Below are 23025 nucleotides of genomic sequence, written 5' to 3'. Positions count from 1 at the left end.
CCGCGTCCGTCGCGCCCGACAGGCAGCCGCCGCGACGACGCGCCTGCGCTCAGTTCCAGAGCCGCGCCACAAGACCGTACGTGGGGTATGTCTGCCGCGTGCCGGCCACGAGCAGCTTGCCGTCTCCAGCGACCGTCATCGACTGAACGGCGTTCTCCTCGCCGAGGAAGAGCGCCTGCACCCCCTTGTCGCCGAACGTCGGATCGAGCGCGCCGTCGGGCAAGAAGCGCACGAGCGTGGGCTGGCGGGTCGCACGCTCACCCACGTTGCCGGCGACCACGATGCGGCCGTCGACCTGGAGCGCCATGTCGACCGCGACGCCGCCCGGGAGCCCGGCGAGCGCGTACCCGTCCTCCCCGAAGGTCGTGTCGAACGTGCCGTCCGGCTCGAAGCGCACAACGAGGAAGTCGGTCGATCCCGCCTCGGCGCTCCGGGCGCCCACGAGGATGCGACCGTCGGACTGGACGGCCATGGCGACCGGCTCCTGATCGCCGGCCCTCGTGATCCGTTGTTGCCCCAGGCCGCCGATCGCGCCGTCCGACGTGAGCTCCAGCAGCACGATGTCGCGATCGCCGTCCGCCTCCACCCAGCCGGCCACAAGCGTCGAGCCGCCCGCGCGCGCAACGAGCGCCGTGCCCGCGCTCGCGCTGCCCGTGAACGGCGCGGTCCATCCGGTCGTGCCGAAGTCGCGATCGAGGTAGCCGTACGTGGGGTTGATGGCCGCGACGAAGAGCTCGCCGTCGCGCTCGCCGGTCACGAGGAGCCGCTCCGAGGGCGACAGATCCATGGCCGCCACAGACTCGTCGCCGCCGAGATCGATCTGGTCCTTGCCCGTGTTGCCCGAGTCGACGCCGTCCCGGGTCCCGTCGTCGCGGTAGCGGAGGAAGGCGATGTCGTTTGCGGTCTTCCCGCTGGCGTGGCCGACGAGGAAGACGGCGCCGTTCAGGAGGCGCGTAATCCCGCGAATATACTGGGGTTTCGTGCACCCACAGAAGGCGTCGGCCACGCTGCCGCCCGCGAAGGACGCGTCGGCCGCGCCGTCGCCGAGCAGGCGGAAGCCCTTGAGCCTGGCCCCGCCGAGGCCGTCGATGCCGTTGCCGGCGGTCAGGATCTTCCCCTGCGCCGTCTGCCGGATGTCGTAGAGCCCCCCGCCGTCGGATCCGAGGTTCCAGGCGGCGATGCCCGCCTGACCGAAGCTCTCATCGAGCGTGCCGGGCTTGCCCGTGACCACGGCGCGCACGGAGTCGGTGCGCACGGTCCCGCCGGAGGTCGCGATGAGATCGAGGTCGAACGCGGTGCCCAGCGTGAGCGCGCCGGAGGCGCCGACCTCCAGCCTGCCCGCGCTGCTGCCCGGCGGGATGGTGATCGCCGCCGCGACGAGGCCCGGAGGCGGCGCCTGCACGTCGACCTCGACGGGCCCGTCGAAGCCGGCGATCCGGGTGATCGCGACGTCGACGTGGTTGATGCCGTTGTACGGGACGTTGACCCCGGTCGACTGGATGGCGAACGTGAAGTCGCCCTGGGTCTGGCCCCCTTGCCCTCCGCCCCCGTCGGCGGCCCCCCCGCCGTGCGTCGAGGTCGAGTCGGTGGACGAGGCGGATGACGACGACGCGCCTGCGCCGCCGCTGCCCCCCGCGCCCGCGCCCGGGTCGAGCGACACGTCCTCGATGCCGAGGAGCGCCTCGCAGCCGAGGAGCGCCACGGCGCCCCCGAGGAGGGCCGCGCGGGCGGTGATGCGGGCCAGGGCGGCGGTGGTTCGATGGGGTGTGCTGTTCACGGCATCGAGGAGGCTAGGCCACGGGCGGCGCCGCGTCGAGACGGCGACCGCGGCGCTTGCGCGCGGGCGCTCAGGCGCTTGCGCTCAGGCGCTCGCAGGAGCCCGGTGCAGCTGCAGCGGGGCCATCGAGTGCCGGCTGGTGAGCCGGAGGTCGTAGCGCTGCTGCAGCAGCCGCAGCACGTTCGGCGAGATGAAGGCCGGCAGGCGCGGCCCGAGCACGATGCCCTTCACGCCCAGGCTGAGCAGCGTGAGGAGCACCGCCACGGCCTTCTGCTCGAGCCACGAGATCACCAGCGTGAGGGGCAGATCGTTCACCCCGCAGCCGAACGCCTGGGCGAGCGCGCCGGCCACGCGGATGGCGCCGTAAGCGTCGTTGCACTGCCCCATGTCGAGCAGCCGCGGCAAGCCGAGGTGCGTGCCGTGGTCCTGGTTGCGAATGCGGTACTTGCCGCAGCCGAGCGTGAGAATGAACGAGTCCGCCGGCGTCTGCGCGGCGTAATCGGTGTAATAGCTGCGCGCCGCCTCCGGGCCGTCGCAGCCGCCGATCAGGAAGAACCGGCTGATCTGCCCGGCCTTCACCGCGTCCACGATGGCGCCCGCGTGCGCCAGGATCGCCTCGTGATGGTAGCCGACCTCTGTCTCGCGGACGAAATGGTCGGGCAATGGCGGGCTCGCGAGGGCCGCCCGGATGACCTCGGAGAAATCGCCGCCATACACGCGCCGGCCGCCGGGCACGGCGGTGACGCCGGCGGTGAAGAGGCGATCGCGGTAGGCCTCCTTCGGGATGAGCACGCAGTTCGAGGTCATCAGGATCGGCCCCGAGAACGCCGCGAACTCGCTCTTCTGGTGCTGCCACGCAGAGCCGTAATGGCCGGCGAGGTTCGGGTGGCTCGCGAGCTTCGGATACGCGTGCGCCGGGAGCATCTCGCCGTGCGTGTACACGTTCACGCCCGTCCCCTCGCACTGCCGGAGCAGCTCGGCGAGGTCCGCGAGATCGTGCCCCGAGACGAGGATCCCCGGCCCCGCGACGGTGCCCTCCCGGACCATCGACGGCCGCGGCTCGCCGAAGCGGAGGCGGTGGCCCTCGTCGAGCATCTTCATCACCTGGAGGTTCACCTGGCCGCACTCCAGGCAGAGCTCGAGCAGCGCCTCGGGATCGAAGCTCACGTTGGTCAGCGTGGAGAAGAGCGCCTCCTCGATGAAGGCGTTCACCCGCTCGTCGCGCATGCCGAGCTTGCGCGCGTGATGCGCGTAGGCGGCGACGCCCTTCAGGCCGAAGATCAAGATCTCCTGGAGCGACTGCACGTCCTCGTCCTTGCCGCAGACGCCGGCCGTGGTGCACCCGGTCCCGTGGGATGCTTGCTCGCACTGGTTGCAGAACATGGTCATGGTCGACCTCGTGGGGTGTGGGCCCACGCGCGCTGCGCAGGCTCGGGCTGGAGAGCGCGCCGCCGCCGCCGCCACGCAGCAGCGCGGCCGCGCGGCCGCGCAGGGCGCGTCCTCGACGGGCCACGAGACCAATCAACGATCGTGCCGCCGGCTCGCGCCGGGTCTCGAGAGGCCGAGCGCGGACGCAAACGGATTTTCCGGCGATGCGCCGCGCCAGCGAAGGCGCAATCACGGCGCGTGGGCGCAAACGGTGCGCGTGAGCGGCTTACCTTCGCCTCCTTCGCCTCTCCCTTCTGTCGTTCCTCCGGGGAGCCGGCGCTCGACGGCCTCATCGGGGAATCGTGCAGCTACGCGCGAGCGGCCGTCAGTGCGCCGTCACCGCGCGGCCTGTGCGCGCCGCCGTGTCCCGCCGTGTGACCGGCCTATTGACGGTCATCGCGCAGCCCTGCCAACCCGGCGCGCGCGTCCCCCGCTCGCGCGTCACCTGCGCCCGTCGCAGCGCCCGGGTGCCCTCGGGGAGGCCGCCCGGTCTCCGGTACCGGTGCTCGCGTGTCGCCGGAACGAGCGCTCGGGTAACTGGAACAGCTGCCCGGATGCCGTCGGAACGACCGTTCGGGTCGCGCCGGAATGGCTGCTCGGATCACGTCGGAGTACGCGGCGACTGGGCAAGATCGCATCCCAGGGGCCGTTGCTAAGGCTTGGGGTGCTCCTCCAGCGCCGGCGAGGCGGCGCCGCCCCGTTGCCGAAGAGGCATCGGCCGTCCGCTGACGTCGCCACCTCCGGCAACGTCGCCGCCGCCTGCAACGCGTCGCAACGTTGCGTCGCTCGAGTCGCCTGATCGCCGCGTACCGAAGGCTTGACATGTCGGGTTGGCCCTCGGCTACGCTATCTCCCCACGATGCGTCGGAGGGGCATGGGGCTTGGGCTCGGATACATCGGCGGTCCACACAGGAGCGCCGGTCCGTGGACCCGGAGGCAGATGAGGCCCAGCTGGCCGCGATCGAGGATGGCCTTGACCGCATCCTCAAGCGCGCGCCTGCTGCGGATCGGCGGGCCGACCGAGCGCATGCGCCCTCTCGAACTCGCAAACCAACAGCGCATGTGCAACGCGATGCATTGACGGCCGGGACGTACGCCAGCTGCACGGCGTCAACCGCCATGGATCGCTGTCAAACGAGCTCTGGGACGAGAAAGAACAGCCCGATCCCGGAATGAGTCGCTTCATCCTCAGGGACCGGCCGGGTGCGGACATCAAAAAACCCCACGCATGCACACATTATCCCACCGAAGTTGCCCCGCGACTCATTTTCCTGAACCGTTTTGGCCGGCTCAAGTGTGCTACCCGCGTGGACAAGCCATCGACCGGCTCTTCCGGATTCGAGCTCTTCCGGCACCTCGCCAGGCGCCACGGTGTCCCGGAGCGAAACGCAGAGGATGTCGCCCAGGAAGCGCTGCTGCGCGGATTGGAGGCGGACAAGCGGATCGAGCCTGGCGGCGACCCGGCGCCATACCGCGTCACGATCGCGATCAACCAGGCGCGAAATCACGTCCGTGACGCGCGCTGCCGCGGAGAGGAGCTGACGTCGTTCGATGAGCGCGAGGTCCGGGACGAGTGCCCCACGCCGGAGGAGCTGCTCCGGAGGCGGCAACGCGAAGAGCTCACTTGCAGCAAGGGATTCGAACGGGCTACTTCTCGCCCACGCACACGAACAGCTGCCGGACAATCACGTGCTCCTCGTTCTGCAGAAAGCTTCGCCACTCCTTCACCAGCTCGGCCAGGTCGTTGCTCGACAGGAATCCCTCTTTGACCAGCTTCAGCGGGATGCTCATCCCTTCGGATTCCAGGAATGCCTTGTCGCCCATCAGCGTGTTGTGGGCCACCACGACGTCCAGATCCACGTTACGGTACCCAGCCTCCTTCAGGACGATCGGCAGCCTGCGACCCAGCCTCGGATGTCCGCCCTGAGACTCGCGGCACGCACAGTAGGCCTCGAAGAGCGTCTTCAGCGACTTCACCGGCGGGTAGGTCCTTGTGTACAAATCGAAGTCATTATCGACAAACACCGCCTTTCCACCGGGCTTCAATATTCTAAGGATCTCCCTGGCGCCCATCGCCGGGCTCTCCAGGTGCTCGAGGAGCAACCGCGCAATCGAGAAATCGAACGAGCTCTCCGGGAGCCCCGTGTCCAGGATCGATCGCTCGACCATCACGGCGCGCGCCAGGCCCTGCTCCTTCCAGTACGCCGTCGCCCTCTCGGTCATCACCGGGTCCTGCTCGATCGCCGTCACGTGAGATCCCGGGAACCGGTGCAGCAGCTTCGAGGTGAAATAGCCGGGGCCGCTCCCCGCATCGACGATGGACATTCCATCCCGGAGCCCGTGCGCGATGTAACGCTGAAGCTCCTTCTCCCAGAACAGGTCGACCTGTGCCCGCAAGCGCTGCAGCTCCACGTCGACGTGGACCGAAACCTGGTTGACCTGGTATGAACCCGACAGTGTCATAGGTAAGTGCTCTCTCGTCCTTCACAGCGGTCTGCAGGCATGCACCCTCTCGCCTGCCGTCTAGCCCGGCTGTCCCCCGTCCGCGTGCCGCGGCCCGGGGTCGAAGCCTCTGCGCTCCTCGACGGCGCTCAACCAGCTTGCTATTTCCTCCGCCGCCAGCTGCCACCCGTCATCGAGCATCATGTCGTGCGCCGGCCCGGAAATCACCCTGATGGCTCCCCCGTAGAAACGAGCCGTCTCGCGCGCGCTCGTCAGGCTCAGGAACTTGTCACCTCTGGCGCACACGACCAACATGGGCAGCCTGGGCTCGCCGGGGTCGTCGATATGGAAATATTTGAAATCTGCAAAGACGCGGCGTGACTGGCGCCGGAAGCGCCCGATGCAGGCATCTGCCTTCGCACGCTCCATGCGCTTCGAGAAGAAGAGATCCCTCGGAGCGCGGGCGCTCCACCCTGCATTGAAGGCGACCAACCTGCCGTAGACGAGCGGATGGGCCAGCGCGCAGAACACGGCGGCGGTCGAGGCGCCCTGCGGCGGCGGGGAGGCCACGAGGACAGCGCCCCGACAGCGCCGCTCCGATCTGGTCATGTACTTCTGCACGATCGCGCCGCCTAGCGAGTGCCCCACGAGGACGGGGGGCTCCTCGAGGCTCGCTGCTGCTGCGCCGACATCGTCGACATAGTCCTCGAGGGTATAGGCGTCGAGGTCGCCGCTCCCTTCGCTCCCGCCATGGCCGCGCAGGCTGAGGGCGAAGGTCCTGTATCCCCGCTCCGCGAAATACGGCATGAAGCGCTCGGACCAGCACCACGCCCCGTGAAACGACCCGTGTACGAAGAGCAGCGGAGGCCTCCGCTCCGGCAGCTCGGGCGGCTGTGTCAAGATCTCCAGCCTCGAGGCGCCGGAGCCCCCTGAGACCGACGTAATGAGTGTCCGCTGGATGCTCACTCGCTGCTCCTCGGCCCTGTGCTGCGGATCTCCTCGGTGAACTCGATCGCGGCGTGCTCTCCGCTCAGTCCTGCTCGACCTGGAGCGGCCTGCGCGCAGCGCGCGCCGCGGCGCCGTCCCTCGACGCGACGCGCGCCGCTGGGCTCGCGGTCACGGGACGGGTCCATGGGCCGCTCGTCGCGCCGCGCTCCGGTCCCAGAGACGCCTCCCCGCGCGCCCGCCCGACCCGCAGCCCGACCCCCTTCAGCATCACGCCGCCGGACTCGTCCAGGATGGCGAAGTTGTACCCGGCGTCGTCGGCCCCCTCGCTCGCTGTCCGGTGCAGATACACGTAGCGGGCTCGCCCCTCATCGCTCAGGATCTCCAGCTCGGCGAGCTCTCGAGGAAGGAACGTCCCCTCCTCGCCGAGCCACACCGCCTGGGCGGCATGGATCACCGCCTGCAGGGCGCTCAGGCCTGCGGTAGATCCCTGTTGCGCCATCACGGCGAGCGTTCCAACAGCCTCGTCCTCGCCCGCGGAGATCTGCTGCAGCAAGCGAGGCCGAGCTCCACGATCAAGCGCGGCTCGCAACCCAGTGTAGATATCGTCGCCGCTCAGCCGCCGAACGCAGCGGGACTCGGCGAGCGAGACGTCGACGTAGGGTGTGTCGCTCTCGCCTCCGTGCCCGTGGAGCAGCTCGGCCGTCAGATGGACGGCGGATTTCCCGCCGCGCTCCGTACAGAGGCTGCAGCTCGCGCCCGATGCAGCCATCTCGATCTCGATCAGCTCCTTGTCCACCTCGGCGGCATCGCGCGGGGTCCACCAGGTGATGTTGCGTATCCGCTTGAGCTCGCCTCGCGCGTCGAGCTCCCTCCACGCCGAGGCGACATCGCCGAGCAGCGCCATGGAATCCACGGCCGGCGATCTCCGAGCCTGGAGCTGGCCCGCGGCGAGCTGGAGCGTCGCCTCCGCTGGTCTGGAGAGCACGACCTTGCCTGTGCCAGGAGGGATCTCCTCGCGCGTCCAGCCACGCTCCAGGCTTCCCCCAGCAGCTTCGGTCGACGCGCTCGTCGCCGAGTACCAGTGCCGCCGTCCCATGAACGGGCTGCCTGGGAGGGGCACCCGGGTCCGGCGCCTGCCCGGGAAGAGCATGCGCCAATCCACGTCCAGCCCCTGCGCCCAGAGCTCGGCCACGCGCGCCAGTTCGCCGCTCCCGACCAACTCCCGGAGCGTTGACCCATCCACCGAGCCACGGTTCGCCGGCTTGTCGCCGCCACGCCCGCCGCCGAGGTAGACACCGCTCTCTCGCTGCGCATCCACGACCAGATGCCTCAGCTTCTCGATCAGCTCGCGCCGCGAGCTCACCACCAGCGCCAAGCGGAACTCCATCGAGTCCCGGCCGACCTGGTAGGTGTACGCGATATCGCCCAGCGACGGCTGCTCCTCGCCGGACTCCTCGCGTCGCGTCAGGAACTCGAGCAGTCGGAGCGCGTACTCCAGGAGCCGATCTTGGCTCTTTCCTGACAGGATCACGGCCTCCGGACCGCTCTCGGGCCGGGGCGCGTCCCCTCGACGGGGCGCCTCCTCGACGACGGCGTGGACATTGACGCCGCCGAAGCCGAACGAGCTGACCCCCGCGCGCCGAGGCAGAGGTTCGCCTGCGTCCCCGCGCGGCGGCTGCCAGTCCGTGGTCCGGTCCACGACATAGAAGGGAGAGCCGTCGAGCTCGATGTAGGGATTCAGCTCCTCGAAGTGGATCGTCGCGGGGATCCGCTTGTTCTTCAGCGCGAGCACCACCTTCATCAGGCCTGCGATCCCGGCTGCGGGCTCCAGGTGACCGATGTTGCTCTTGACGGAGCCCAGCCCGCAGAAAGGTGCCCCCCTGCTCCATGGCGCGCTCCCGCCGGACCGCGCCGCGAGCAGCCTGAACGCCTCCTTGAGACCGTTGATCTCGATCGGATCTCCGATCGAGGTGCCCGTCCCGTGGAGCTCGACGTAGCCGACCGTCCTCGGATCCACCTTGGCTCGTTCATGCGCCGCGACGATGACGTCCGCCTGTGCGCCAGGGTTGGGAGCGGTGAGCTGGTTGGCCCGGCCACCGTGGTTCAGCGCCGTGCTCTTGATGACGGCGTGGATGGTATCATCGTCCGCGAGGGCCTTGCGGAGCGGCTTCAGCAGGACGACGCCCGCCCCTTCCCCGCGAACATACCCGTTGGCCTTCCTGTCGAGCACCTTGCACCTGCCGTCCGGTGACAGCATCCCCGCCTTGCTGAAGGCGACGAAGGGCGTCGGTCTGAGGATGACGTTGACTCCTCCAGCGAGCGCCGTGTCACACTCGCCCAGACGGATGGCTCTGATGGCATGGTGGAGGGCTGCGAGGGAGCTGGAGCAGGCTGTATCGATCGCCTCGCTCGGCCCGCGGAGGTTGAGCATGTACGAAATTCTGTTTGCGATCATGCAGGGCGCGATGCCTGTGAGGGCATGCCCTCCGCCGTCCGCGAGCTCGGCCAGCAGCTGACCGTAGTCGTTGGTCGACGCCCCCACGAACACCCCCACACTCGAGCCAGAGAGGCTGGACGGCGCGTAGCCTGCGTTCTCGATGGTTCCCCAGGCCGCCTCCAGGAAGATCCGCTGCTGCGGGTCCATGAGCTCGGCCTCGCGGGGCGAGATGTTGAAGAATCCGGCATCGAACCTGTCGATGTCCGACATCAGGCCCGCCCACCTCGACCAGGTGATGCTGTCCGCTGCGTCGAGGTCCCCGTAGCACCTCTTCCAGTCGAAGCGGGTCGGAGGGATCTCCATCACCAGATCCCGTCCCTTCTCCAGGTTGCGCCAGAACCTCTCGAGATCGGGCGACTGAGGGAGGACGGCGCTGAGCCCGATGATCGCGATGTCATCATCGTCTGGTGCGAATTCGGCCTGTCTCCGTGAACGCTGGCGCTCGTCCCCGCCTGGGGTCACCAGGTAACCGGCTCGATCCTCATGAGGCGCGCTGGCGCTCCCATCCTCCCCAGCCTCGCCCGGGGGCGGAGGCAGACCGAGCTCCTCGTGATAGCTCCTGAGCCGCTCTCCGTACTCTTCCCACATATGCTCGAGGACGCTCCCGAGCGACCTGTGCCCGAACAGGACGGCCGGCGTCAGCTTGACGTCATACACGTCGTTGATGCGATTCGCGAACGCCGTGAGCGAGATGGAGTCGAAGCCGTACTCGCTCATATGCTGGTCCATGGAGACATCCCCTTCTCTGACCTTCAGGATGTCCTCTACGGCCGCCAGCAACGTCTCCTGAACGCGCGCCCGAGCCTCGCCATCGCTCGCACGCTTTCCATCTGCAGCTCTCAGGCTGTCGTCCACTGGCCCCGGGGTCCTCCCCAGCTCGCGCGCGATCTTGGTCCGCTCCCCTTGGACGACGATGACCTGCGCCTCCCCGCGACAGAGCGCGTCCGCAAGGATGTCCACGCCCTCCTCCGCGGTGAGGGGCCGGATACCCCAGCTCCTCAGCAGCTCCTCGGGCGGCCGCATGCCCCCGCTCTCCCAGAGCGGCCAGTTGACCGACACGGTGCTCCCGCGCCGGAGGCCCGCCGCAACCCACGCGCTCCTCGCGGCGGCGAAATGGTCCATGAAGCTGTTGCCGGCCGCATAGTCCGCCTGGCCGGTGTTCCCGGTGACGGACGCGAGGGAGGAGAACATCGTGAAGAAGTCGAGCGGCTCGGTGCTGGTCACGGCGTCGAGGTTGATCGTGCCGAGGACCTTTGCCCGCAGGACTTCCTGCATGGCGCCCCACGTCTTTTCGGCCACGAGCGCGTCCCTCACGACGCCTGCCGCATGGAGCACACCGTTGATCTCGCCGAAGCGCCTCCGCGCCTGCGCGACGACCTCCGCCATCTGCGCGCGGACCGCGACGTCGCCTTGCAGGTAGCACGCGTCGCCCCCCAGGCGCCGCAGCGCTTCGATCTCGGCGTGCATGTCCCGGGTCGGCGCCGACCGGCCCACCAGGACCAGCCGGGCGCTGTAGGCCTCCGCGAGATGCCTGGCGACGATCCGCCCGATCCCGCCGCCTCCGCCGCTGATCAGGTAGACGCCCCCCCGCGGCTTGAACGGCGCCTGCGCGCTGCGGGCGATGTCTTTGCCTCGCGCGTCGCGTACCTCCTCGAAGCGCCGCACCTCCCTCCGGCCAGCGCGACGGCGAATCTCGACGTCGCCGTCCTCTGGATCCATGAGCTCCTCCACGCCGATCTCCAGCGCCCCCCTCAGATCGGTCCGCGCATCGTCGACCTCGACGGCCCTGTAGGAATGCTTCGAGTTCTCCCTCTTCACGCTGCGAGCGAACCCTCCCAGCATGGACAGGATGGGCACCGCGCCTCTGCCGCCTGGATAGACGCTGATCAGCCGCACCGCGTCGCCGCCGCCGAGGCCCATGAGCGCCTTGCCGAGGCCGAAGATCGCCGACATCCCGAGGCGTAGCTGCTCGTCCAGCGACTCCTCCAGGATCGCGGCATCGGCGACGGAATGCACATCCACGGGAGCGGCCCCCCAACCCCAGAGGTGAACGGCGCCGCGCGGCGGAGCCCCCTGCTTGCTCAGGTCTTCGACGAGCAGGTCGTAATCCCGCTGCGCCCGGGGATCGATCTCGTATACGTCCTCCCGACAGCGCTGGAAGTGGTCTCCGTGGTTCACGAGGATGACCCGGCGACAGGTCCCAAGGAGCGCTCGCGCGGCAGTCGACAGCTCGCTCGCGCCCGGCTTGCCATCCGCGAGGAGGAGCAGCGACCCAGACGGATCGAAGCGCCCTCTCTGACCGCTCCCCTCGCTCAGGAGTGACTCCGACCAGACCGGACGATAGTAGACGCGCTCCCAGCTCGCGGAGCTCGCCGCCGCCCTGGCGAGCGGTTTCGTGCTCCTCTCCCCGCCGCGGGACACCGAGCGGAGCAGGAACTCTCGCAGCTCCACCAGCAAGCGGCCTTGCTCATCGAGGATCCAGACGTCGTACCGCTGGCCGCTCCGCTGCTCCCGTCCCTCGCACCGCTTGACGTGGGCGTAGACGCGGCGCCCCAGCGGCCTGACGAGACGAAGCTCTGTGACCGAGAAGGGCAGGTGCTGTTCGTTCACCCCGCTGCGGCGACCCAGCGCGGCGACCGTCTGCACGGCACAGTCGAGGATCGCCGGATGCAGCGCCTCCGGCGGGAAGCGGCGCCATACGTCGTCCGACAGCTCGATCCTCGAGAGGGCCTCGGCCTCGTTGCTCCACCACTCCCGGATGCCACGGAACCCTTCGCCATACGCGAAGCCCGCGCGCTTGAGCTCGGAGTAGATCCGAGCCTCCTCCTCGTGAACGTCACAGCGAGACTTGATCGGCGCGATGTCGACGCGCGGCGATTCATCCCTCCCGTCATGCTCGTCCGCCGTATGATATACCACCACTCCCTGGCCGTTGGGCAGGCTGGTCGTGGGACCTTCCGCGGAGATCTGCACGTCGATCCCCGGCGCTCTCCGCTTCAACCTGATATCGACCTTGACGTTCGCGTCCTTGAGGACGATGGGCCTGCTCCAGACGAAGTTCCTGATCTGGCTCACCGGCCGTCCCGGGTCCGAGGCCGCCGCGGCGGCCCTCGCCATCTCCAGGTAGGCGGCCCCCGGTAGCACCTTGTCGCCGGCCACGACGTGGTGCTCCAAGACGAACTCGCTCCCGTCGAAGGTCTTCTTGAAGACCTGCTCCTCGAAGGTCGACTCGTTGCGGTCGAGCAGCGGGTGTAGCCCCTGTCCATCGCTCGCCGCGACGCATCCACGGCCACCTCGCTCGATGTCGCCCGGAGCCTCGTGCCAGAAGCGCTCTGCAGCGAACGGGTAGGTAGGCATCCTGATGCGGCGCCCACGTTGCCCAGCGTAGAATCGGTCCCAGTCGACGTCGTACCCCGCGACATACAAGTCGGCGAGCGCCCTCAGCTTTTCCTTGTACGACTCCCGGTCGATCGCGGCTCCGTGGAGCTCATCCAGGAGGCGGCGCCCGAGCGCTGCCATCGCCGGCGGAGCGAGGTCCTGCTGCGCGACCTGCGAGCCCCCGGGCGCCGGGGCTCGCTCCGCCTCGACCCGCCGGAGCTCCTCCACGAGCTCCGTGGTGTCCTCCACGACGAACGCCCGCCTCAAGGGGAAATGGCTGCGTCCGGCGTTCAGCGTGAAGCTCACGTCAAAGACGTCCTCACCCGTGCCCGTCCCCTCGATCCACCGCCTCAGCTCCGCGCAGCGCCCGCGCAGCGCCTCTTCGCGCTTCGCGGACAGCGTGATCAGGAAGCAAGGCACCCTCTGCCGTCTCGTGGCCTCGTGCTGCATGGACGGCGCCTCCTCGACGACGAGGTGCGCGTTCGTGCCGCTGAAGCCGAAGGAGCTCACGGCGGCCCTCCGGGCGCCGCCACGCTCGACCCGCCACTCTCGGAGCTCACGGCACACGAAGAACGGCGTGTTCGAGAGGTCGATGTTCTCGTTCGCCTCGTCGAAATGCAGGCTCGGCGGGATCTGCTTCCTGTCGAGCGCGAGCAGCACCTTCAGCACGCCAGCCACGCCGGCCGCTGCGAGCGCATGGCCGATGTTGCTCTTGACGGAGCCCAGAGCGCAAAATTGCTCCTCGTCGGTGAACTTGCGGAACGCGTCCGTGAGCGCCTCGACCTCGATCGGATCCCCGAGCCTCGTCCCCGTACCGTGAGCTTCCACATAGGTGATCGTGCTCGGATCGATGGCGCTTCGCTCGTATACCTCGCACTCCAGGGCGGATTGCGAGCGACCGCTGGGAGCGGTGATGCCGTTGGTCCTGCCGTCTTCATTGAGCGCCGATCCCTTGATGACGCCGTAGATATGGTCGCCGTCTCGGAGCGCGTCGTCCAAGCGCTTCAGCACAATCACCCCGACGCCCTCGGCAGGTACGAACCCGTCCGCCTTGCGATCGAAGACGTGGCACTTGCCGCTCGGCGAGAGCATCCCAGCGTCTACCAGGAAGGAGTGGGCCTGCGGCCTGATCAGCGTACACGAGACGCCTCCGGCGATGGCCATCTTCGACTCGCCACTCAAGATGCTCTGGCAGGCGAGGTGCATCGCCACCAGGGAGGAAGAGCAGGCGGTGTCGACCGCGACGGCCGGTCCCTTGAGATCCAGAAAGTAGGAGAGCCTGGCAGGCAGGATCGCGTTGGAGCTGCCCATCACCTCCATGGTGCTCGCCGGCGCCGGCAGGTAGTAGGAGGGAGCCACCCCGACGAAGACCCCGCACCGCTTATCGATCGATCTGTCGGAGTAACCGGCGTCCTCGATCGCTTTCCACGCCTCCGCGAGGAAGATCCTCTGCTGAGGATCCATCAGCTCTGCCTCGCGGGGTGAGATGTTGAAGAAGAGGGGGTCGAACATGTCCACGTCCGACAGGATCCCGCCCCAGCGTGGACTGTCAGCGCCCCCGGCGCCGCCGCTCCGCGCCTTGCCCGTGGCCAAGGTGGAGCGAACGACCGGCACGTCCTGGATGCAATCGACTCCCTTCGCGAGGACGTCCCAGAACTGGTCGAGATCCGCGGCGCCGGGGAACCGGCCGGAGATGCCGATAACCGCGATCCCGGCTCGCGGTGCGTCGGTCGCGGCGCCGGGCGCCGCGCCCGCGCGGCCGCTACCCGGCACCTGCCCGACGTGCCGCTGCGCGGCCCCCTCTGCGCCGGAGGCGCTTCGATCCGCCGTCGGGGGAGCGGCTGGGTCTTCACTCCCCAGGCACCTCTCCAGCACCTCGTCTCGGAACTTCTCCAGAACGAGGGAGGCGAGCTCGCCGACGCTGGGGTAGCTATAGAGATCGGTCGCCCTGAGCTTCGTGGACAGCTGGGCGTTGACCTCGCTAGCGACCTGCATCGCGATGATGGAGTCCACGCCCAGCTCGGAGAAGGGCCTATCGGGATCGACGTCCTCGTCGAGCCGAAGCACGTCCGTGACGATCCGCTGGAGGCGGGCTCGCGCTGCGTGCTGTGCGCCGTCCCGGTCGAGCGGCGACAGCGCCCTGGAGGGCTGAGCGTCGCCTCTCCCGGACGGCGCCGCCTGGCGCGGCGGCGAGGAGCCTCCGCCCGGCGCGCGCTCCTCCGAGGCCTGCGATTGGACTCGCTTGATGAACGCGGCCGCCTCGCGAGCGCTGAGCTTCCCAGTCTTCACCGCGAGAAGTATGCCTTTCATGTCCATTGCTCTACGCCGCCTCGCAAATGATGATCTTTCCACTGAGCCATCGACAGGACGTCACGCCTCGAACTGCAGCCGACGAGCCACCTCGTCCATGGTCAGCTCGCCTTCGGCGAGCCTGCTGAGGATCTCTTCCAACGCTCCGTCACCGTCCCCGGCCCCACCCTTCGCTTCGGCGCCGCACGGCGGCTCGCTCCGCCTCTGTCCGTCGCGCGCCTGGAGACCACGCGGAGCGCCCTCGCCTCGGGCGTGGATCCAGTAGCGCTTTCCAGCGAACGGGTAAGCGGGCAGGGAAACCCGCCGTCTATCGCCTCTCGGAGACACGGCGTCCCAGTCGAGCTCGATCCCACTGACCCAGAGCTTGGCCAGCTCCTCGAGCCTTCCCTCGTCGAGCAGGCGGCGGGCCAAGTCCGGCAGATCCTCGGCATCGCGTGTGCCGCGCAGATTCCTCGCCTGAGCTTGTCCATAGTAGATGCCGGTATGTTCATCCATGTCGCCCAGATATCCGGTCAGCTTGCGAAGCAGGTCCGCCTTGTCGCGCGCGACGACGGCCAGGCGAAACTCCATGGCCTCCCTTCCAACGCGCAGGGTATGAGCCACATCCCGAAGCTTCGTGGGCCTCCTCCCCGGCGACTGCCCCGCACCCGCGGCGTCCGCGTCGCGCTCGAGGTAGCCCTTGAGCTGCGCTGCTCTCGTTTGGAGCGCCGGCCTGGTGCGCGCGGACAGGACGACGAGCTCCGGATCGCAGCTCTCCCGGATCGAGTCGCCCACCGGATCCTCGTCGTCGTACTCCTCCAGGATCGCGTGGGCGTTCGCGCCACCGGCGCCGAAGGAGCTGATTCCAGCCCGCCGAGCATGGACCTCCTCTCGACCATCGACCTGCGCACGTGGCCTCCGCCACGCCCCCAGCTCACGCTGGAGCTTGAAGGGAGTGCGGGTGAAATCGATCTCGGCGTTGCCCCGTCCTGTGTGCAACGAGGGAGCCAGCTCGCCGTACTTCATCTGCAGCAAGATTTTCGACACGCCCGCGATGCCAGCGGCGGCCTCGAGGTGCCCGATGTTGGACTTCACGGAGCCGATCGCGCAGAATTGACGCTCCGGCGTGAGCTGTGAAAACGCCTTCGACAGCCCCGCGATCTCGATGGGATCCCCGAGCGCCGTCCCCGTTCCGTGCGCCTCCAGATACGTGATCGTGCTGGGATGCACGCCTGCCGACCTCAACGCCCTCAGGATCAGCCGTGCGTGAGCGTTCGGGTTGGGCACCGTGTACCCGCTCGTCTTGCCGCCATGGTTGACGGCGGTGCCCCTGACCACGCCATAGATGTGATCGCCGTGCTGGCGCGCGAGGTCCAGCGGCTTGAGCAGTACGGCTCCGACCCCTTCGCCCGGTACGAGCCCCTGAGCACGCTCGCCGAACGATCGGCACCGTCCGTCGGGCGCCAGCATCTGCGCTCGCCGGAGGAACTCGTAGTGCTCGGGTTGCATGATCAGGTTGATCCCGCCCGCGACCGCCGCGACGCACTCGCCCCGCCTGATGCTCTCGCAGGCCAGGTGGATCGCCGTCAGCGACGAGGAGCAAGCCGTATCGACGGCCATGCTCGGCCCCTGAAAGCCGAAGTGATACGAGACGCGGTTCGCGATCGACCAGTAGGCCGATCTCGCCTCGACCTCGTTGCCGCACGCCCACTCTTTGGCCCCGAGGCACTGGTATTCGCCGTACATGACGCCGACGAACACGCCGATATCGTACCCATCGCCCCCCCCCGCGGCGACCAGGCTCCTCCTGCTGTACCCGGCATCCTCGATCGTCCGCCACACCGTCTCCAGGAACATACGCTCCTGGGGATCCATCAGCTCCGCCTCGAGGGGCGAGATGTTGAAGAATGTCGGGTCGAACGAGTCGATGTCGTCGATGAAGCCGCCCCACTCCCCACGCTCCGCGCCTCCGAACCCGAGCGGCCTGCGCCGCGGAGGCACGTCCGTGATGCAGTCCCTTCCCTCTCTGATGTTCCTCCAGAACTCCTCGTGATCCTCGGCTCCGGGGTAGCGGCAAGCCATCCCGACGACGGCGATGTCCTGACGAGCCGGATCCGACACGAGCCTGCGCCCGCCCTCCACGGCGCTGGCGGGCGAGCGACCGGGCCTGGCCTCCTGGCTCCCACGTGATTCCTCCGGCGCCGCGGCGGCGGGTGGCCGCCCGCTCGCCCCCAGGCAGACGACAAGGTTCTCTCGACGGGTCTGGATCAGGTGATCAGCGAGCGCGTCGAGCGACAGGAACTCGAACAGGACCGTCGCAGGCAGGGGACCGAAGTCCGCCTGCAAGCGTTCGACAACCGACATCGCCACCAACGAGTCGACACCGTACCTCTCGAAGGGCTGCTCTGGGTCGATGTCCGAGTACTGCACCCGGAGCACCTCGGAGAAGACCCGCTGAAGGTACCGGCGCGCGGCGCCGTGGAGCTCCCGCCCTCGGGGTGAGCCGGTCCCTGGCTCCAGAGCCACGGAACCAGCCGGCGCCGAGGTCGGCCGGCGCTCTGGCTCCGCAGCTCGCGGCGCGCTCGGCCTCGGCGCAGCGCTCGCGTCTGGCGGCTGCGCTGGCGCGGGCGCGACCCCCTCGCCGGAGGGGCGACGCTCCGCACCGGCCTGCCCCGCCGATGTGCTGTCTCCACCGCTCGACGCGCGTCGGATCACGAGGCCGTCGCTCTCGGCCAGCATCACATGCTGCGCGTCCTCCTGTTCGCCCCTGGCGCTCGGCGTACCGAACGCAGCGAACTGCCGAAAGCCTCCTTCCTCGAGCAGCCGCCGCCACTTCTCGACGGTGATCAGCGGCCCGGATCCCGACCGTTCCTCCGCGTCATCGTAGGCCCACCACCCCGGCGTCAGGCCAAACGTGAGCGTAGCGAAGTCCTGCTCCAGCGTCCCTTCGTTCAGCACGAGCACGCCGTTCGCCTTCATTAACTTCTTCACCCGCTCCAGCGTGGCATCCATCCTCTGCGTGGCATGGATCACGTTGGCGGCGACGATGACGTCGAACTCGCCCACGGCGTAGCCCTGCGCTTCGACGTCCTTCTCGATGTTCAGAGTCTTGAACTTCACGAAGTCGTAACGGCGTCCGTAAACGCGCTCGCCGTGCCTCGTGAAAGCCAGGGAAATATCCGTGTAGTAGTACTGAACGACCTCGCTGTATCGCGCCAGCTTCTTCAGGACCGGTGCGCTCGTCCCGCCGGTCCCGGAGCCAATTTCGAGGATCTTGATCCGCTCCCCGCGCGCCGGCTCCCCCTTGCTCAGCTTCGCCCGCATGAGCTGATCGACGGCCTCTGCGGTGAGATCGTTGAAGTAATCTGCGCGTCGATTACCCTTGTACACGCTCTCCACCAGATGCAATGACGAGCCCGGGAAAAGGACATCGGTGGGCAGCTTCTCTCCTCGCAGGACATCGCCATAGGAGCTCAGGCAGCTCGAGAGGAGCGCCAGATGGGGCACCAGCTCGCGATATTTTTCCTCGAGCTGTCTACGTCTCTCTGGCAAGCTGCGGAGCCGTCGCAGGAACGTCTCGTCATCGAGGACGGCCGACGACCTGATCCGTCTGTCGACCCGCGAGATCGCACCGTGCCGCTCCAGCATGGCGCACAGCACGCTACAGAGCTTCTCGTGAGGCTCGACGACGCCGATCTTCCGCGCGAATTCCCGCTCGTCGTATACCTCATTTGCACTCTTCAATGCTCCCATCGCCTGGAGCGCGACCAGCATGGCGTCGCGCCCCCACGCTTCCACCTCCTCGAGCCCATCCAGGCGTCCCTCCGCGCCGCCCCTCAATGAGTTCACGTGAGCCCGGAGTCGGTCGTTCATGTCGCCGATGACGGACGGCGACTCCGGCAAGCAAAGCGCCGTTTCCGCCAGATTCACGCCAAGGCTCTCAAGGAGGTTTGCTGCCGCCTTGAGCGGCATCACCTGGTTGACCCGGCCATGGAGGACGCGTCCGAGCGCGTCCAGCCCCTCCTCGCAGGAGATCGAGCCGACGCCGATCCTCGTCATCTCCTTCGCATACCTGGCCGACGCAACGACACCGACCTGCCCCCAGTAGCCCCAGTTGATCACCTTCACCGGCCACCGCACCAGGCCTCTCAAGTGCTCGGCGAAGGCGTCCTGAAACGCACAACCGGCCACGTAATTGGACTGCCCAGCTCTGCACGTGAGCGAGTTCCCGGACGAGAAGAAGGTCAACCAGTCCAGAGGCTCATGTTGCAGCAGCCGTCCCAAGATGACGCTGGCCTTCACCTTTGGATCCAACGCAGCTCGGAACGACGAGTCCTCCATCCGCGCGATCGAGCTGTCCCGGAGCACGAGCGCGGAGTAGATCACTCCTTGCATGCTCCCCCATCGCTTCTTGACCTCGGCGACTGCGGCTTCCATGGAGCGGAGCTCGGTTGCGTCCGCCTGCAGGTACATCGCCTCGCCCCCTGCTTGCACGATGCGATCGAGCTGCTCCTGCCTCGCATGGTCGAGCTCGCTCCTGCCGATGATCGCCACGCGGGCCCGAACTGCCTCCGCGAGGTACTGGCTCACCACCCGCCCGATCCCCCCGGCGCCGCCGATGATCACGTAAACCCCGCGATGTCGCAGCGGCACATCCTCGAGCCTGGTCGAGCGGACCTCGACCCGCTCGATCCCTTGCCGGTAGCGACGCCCTCGCCGATAGGCGACCAGCGAGGCCGGCGCCTCCGGTCGCTCGTCGAACAGCCAGCGCACGAGCTCGTCCTTGTACGGCGACGTGCCTTGGAGCTCGCGGGCGCACAGGTCGATCGCGCTCACGCGGGCGCTCGGGTACTCGCGCGAGACAACCCTGGCCAGAGCGAGCAAGGAGCTCTGGACGGGCTGCACCTCGTCGGATGATACGACACGGTACACGTCGTTCGTGACGACCTTCAAGGACAACCCCCGGCCCATCTCACCCCTTCCGCCCAACGCCTGCGTGAGGCGGAGCAGAGACATGACGCCGAGCTGCTGCATCGACTCCAGAGCTTCCAGGTCCATCGGGGAAGCGGACGCGTCCTGGAGTCCGCCGAGGAAGTATATCGTCGAGATCCGCCCCAGCCTCGCGAGGAGCCCTTCGTAGTCGCTCCGCGCCCTGTGGTCGATCTCGAACCCCTGCCCGGCGAGCTCTCTGAACGAGCTCCCCAGAAGAACACGGACGCACTCCGCGCCGCGATGGCGCTCCGCCAGCCGAGCGGGGAGCCCCAGATCGAAGCCATGATGGTAGACGAGCACGCTGCCGTCGCTCAGTCCATCCTGCTGGCCGCCCCGCTGCGCGGCCTTCCGCCAGACAGGACGATAGTACGTCAGCTCGTCCATCAGTCGCTTCTCGGGCCTCATCCCCGAAGATTCCTGATGGCTGCGCCCGGCGGAGAGCGCTCTTGTACATACATCATTCATCTTCAGGAGCGCGACCCCTTCTTCGTCGAGGACCGTGACGTTGAAGCGCGCTGTCTGGCTCTCTGGGCTGCCTTCTCGGCATTGCACGTAGACGTACGCGCTCGCCTCCAGCGCCGCCGCGATCTCCATCTCCTCGGCGGAGAACGGCACCATCACCCTCCCGTCCTCCCCCCAATCCACGCTCATGCCCGCGGTTTGCAACGCCCCGTCCACTATCCGAGGATCCAGATGGTACCCGGCAGCGTCCGGCTCCACCGGCGCGAGCCTTCCCAGCGCCTCGCCATGGCCCACCCAGACGGCGTCCAGAACCTGTAGCTGCGCGCCGTACTCGACGCCACGGCTCCTGTACGCGGCGTAAATATCGATTTTTGAAAGGCTCCTCAGGCATCGCGAGCGCACCTTCGACAGGTTCACTCGCTCGTGTGCCCCGGCGTCGTTCATCCCGGATGCGCACAGCTCTCCGCGCGAGTGGACGGTGCGCTCACCGTTGCTCTCGCTGGAGAGCTCGTAACGATAGCCCTCCGACGCCGCGGAGATCCTCCCGCGTATCCTCAGGCCAGCTTCGCCGACCGCCATCGGGACGAGCCACGTGATGCGCCTGACTTTATAGCTCGGGGCGCTCTTCCTGACGGGCGCGGCGGCGGCCATCACCATCTCGATGGCCCCCGCCGCAGGAAGCAGACGCTGGCCGCGGACCACATGGTCCCGCACCAGATCGGTGCTCGGCAGCAGGACCGCGTTGAACTCCCCCCCGCGCTCGTTCACGTTGGTTGTCCCGAGCAGCGCGTGCCTCCTCGAGGTCTCCCCGACCGCTGCCCCCGTCCGGCGGCCATCTCCGGCGACCGGCAGCCAGTAGCTCTCCCTCGCGAACGGATACGCCGGCAGCGGCACGCGTCGCCGCGCCTCTCCTCGGTAGAGCGCGCTCCAGTCAACACTGCACCCCGAGGTGTACAGCTCGGCGAGCCGCAGCAACCGCTCGCGGACCTCCGGCCCGGCGGCCGTGTCCTGCTTCAGCGCTCGAATGAGCTCGCTGGCCGACGATACTGCCGCAGGCGATGCATCCGCCGAGCTCCTCCCGGGCGACGTTCGACCGTCTGCCCTCAGAAGGCCCTCCAGCTCATCGATCAGCTCCTCTCGTGTCGTCACGACAAGAGCGACCCGCCATGCGTGATGAGCACGCCCCACGGCGAGCGTGTACGCGACGTCTCTGAGCGAGAGCCGCGCCCCGTCCCCTCGGCAGTGCTTCGCCAGGTCGCGGCAGCGGCTCATCAAGGCGGGTCTGTTCGTAGCAGACACGACGATCAAGCACGGCGATGGAGCCTTTGCCTCTGTAACGGGGGCACCCGCGTCCGGCCACTCTTCCACGACGAGGTGGGCGTTCGTGCCGCTCCACCCGAAAGAGCTCAAGGCCGCGAGACGGGGGCGCCGGCTGGCTATCTCCCACGCCCTGAGCTCCGTGTTCACGAAAAACGGGCTATGTTCGAGCCCAATATGCGGATTGACAACGTGAAAGTTCAGGCTCGGCACGAGCTGCTTGTGCTTGAGGCACAGGAGAACCTTGAGGAGACCTGCCATGCCGGCGGAGAACGCACCGTGGCCCACGTTCGTCTTCACGGATCCGACGGCGCAGTACGCGACCTCGTCGGTGTGCGCGCGGAACGCGTTGGTCAGCGCCTCGATCTCGATGGGATCGCCGAGCTGTGTCCCGGTACCGTGTGCCTCGACATAGGTGATGTCGGCCGCGCTGATGCCGGCCTTCCGGTAGACGTCCAGCTCCAGCTCGGTCTGCGACAGCGTGCAGGGCGCGGTGATCCCGTTCGTCTTCCCGTCCTGGTTTATCCCGGACGCTCTGATGACGCCATAGATGTGATCGCCGTCTCGCACAGCGGCGTCGAGCCGCTTGAGCAGGACCACGCCCACGCCTTCGCCGAGCACGAACCCGTCGGCGCTCGCGTCGAAGGCGCTGCAGCGCCCCTTGGGAGACAGCATCCCCGTCCTGCTACACATGATGTAGAATAGCGCCGTCGTGCTGACAAAAACTCCTCCCGCAAGGACGAGCTCGCTTTCACCCGTGAGGATGCTCTGGCAACCGAGGTGGACGGCGACGAGAGATGAGGAGCACGCGGTATCGACGGTGACGCAGGGGCCCTTCAGATTCAGGTAGTAGGCGATACGCGAAGACAGAAGAGACGCGGTGTTCCCCACGGAGCTCAGCGCGTCGAGTCCGAGTCCGCTCTCCAGGATCTTATGTATATAATCACCCGAATTGGCTCCAGCGAAGACTCCGACCCTCCTCGCCGAGAGGACCTCTGGACTGTAACCCGCGTCCTCGATGGCCTTCCAGCACTCCTCGAGGAAGAGCCTGTGCTGCGGGTCGCTGCGCTCCGCCTCTCTGCCGGAAATTCTGAAGAACAGCGGGTCGAACTTGTCGATATCCGACAAAAATCCACCCCACTTGCTGCGGACTCGCTTCGCCTCATCGACATGGTCACCGAAGTGTTCATCTGCCCGCCAGCGGTCCTCTGGGACCTCCACGATGGAGCTCCGTCCCTGAGCGAGGTTCTGCCAGAACTCGTTATAGTCATTCGCCCCTGGAAACCTGCTCGACATGCCGATGATGGCGATACGATCCGCGGGAACGCTCGATGCTTCGTGGGCATCCGTCCCCTGCTCTCCTTGCCGCAGCGCCTGGAGCATCGACAGGGCCTGCCCGGCGTCGATCTCACGCCTCGCCAGCTTCTCGAGTGTCTCCCTGCGCGCTTGCTCGGCGATGACGTTCCTCATGATCTCATTTCTCCTCGGCCCTGTC

Annotated in this window: 6 protein-coding genes and 1 pseudogene; 1 reads left to right on the top strand and 6 read right to left on the bottom strand. The window is 67.9% G+C overall.

Annotated elements, in window-relative coordinates; genetic code table 11:
- Positions 1-49 precede the first annotated feature (49 nt).
- Both WMF28_RS04270 and hcp read right to left on the bottom strand, forming a co-directional pair.
- Positions 50-1777, bottom strand: coding sequence for a delta-60 repeat domain-containing protein (locus WMF28_RS04270; protein ID WP_437600759.1), 1728 nt, complete (start codon positions 1775-1777; stop codon positions 50-52).
- 84 nt (positions 1778-1861) lie between these two features.
- Entirely contained in the window at positions 1862-3160 is a 1299-nt protein-coding gene (hcp, locus tag WMF28_RS04265; protein WP_437604210.1) for a hydroxylamine reductase, read from the bottom strand.
- 1352 nt (positions 3161-4512) lie between these two features.
- On the opposite strand from hcp, the pseudogene WMF28_RS04260 reads away from it, so the two are divergent.
- Positions 4513-4830 (top strand): annotated as a pseudogene (locus WMF28_RS04260) (RNA polymerase sigma factor); the annotation flags it as partial.
- A gap of 22 nt (positions 4831-4852) precedes the next feature.
- On the opposite strand, the gene WMF28_RS04255 reads toward WMF28_RS04260, so the two are convergent.
- From WMF28_RS04255 to WMF28_RS04240, 4 genes are all read right to left on the bottom strand, one after another.
- The gene (locus WMF28_RS04255; protein ID WP_437600758.1) at positions 4853-5668 is read right to left on the bottom strand and encodes a methyltransferase domain-containing protein; all 816 of its coding nucleotides are present in this window, start codon (positions 5666-5668) and stop codon (positions 4853-4855) included.
- Positions 5669-5728: 60 nt separating this feature from the next.
- Positions 5729-6547, bottom strand: a complete 819-nt coding sequence (locus tag WMF28_RS04250; protein WP_437600757.1) for an alpha/beta hydrolase — start codon at positions 6545-6547, stop codon at positions 5729-5731.
- Between the two features lie 130 nt (positions 6548-6677).
- Positions 6678-14780, bottom strand: coding sequence for an SDR family NAD(P)-dependent oxidoreductase (locus WMF28_RS04245; protein WP_437600756.1), 8103 nt, complete (start codon positions 14778-14780; stop codon positions 6678-6680).
- A gap of 60 nt (positions 14781-14840) precedes the next feature.
- Positions 14841-23000, bottom strand: a complete 8160-nt coding sequence (locus tag WMF28_RS04240) for an SDR family NAD(P)-dependent oxidoreductase (RefSeq protein ID WP_437600755.1) — start codon at positions 22998-23000, stop codon at positions 14841-14843.
- Positions 23001-23025: the final 25 nt, after the last annotated feature.

The sequence above is a fragment of the Sorangium sp. So ce590 genome (assembly GCF_051521365.1).
GTDB lineage: Bacteria > Myxococcota_A > Polyangia > Polyangiales > Polyangiaceae > Sorangium.
This window is presented reverse-complemented; position numbering and strand designations above follow the sequence as displayed.

Excerpts from the sequence above, each read along its gene's own strand:
- WMF28_RS04245 (WP_437600756.1), bottom strand. The coding sequence starts at position 14,780 with ATGAAAGGCATACTTCTCGCGGTGAAGACTGGGAAGCTCAGCGCTCGC.
- hcp (WP_437604210.1), bottom strand. The coding sequence starts at position 3,160 with ATGTTCTGCAACCAGTGCGAGCAAGCATCCCACGGGACCGGGTGCACC.
- WMF28_RS04255 (WP_437600758.1), bottom strand. The coding sequence starts at position 5,668 with ATGACACTGTCGGGTTCATACCAGGTCAACCAGGTTTCGGTCCACGTC.
- WMF28_RS04240 (WP_437600755.1), bottom strand. The coding sequence starts at position 23,000 with ATGAGGAACGTCATCGCCGAGCAAGCGCGCAGGGAGACACTCGAGAAG.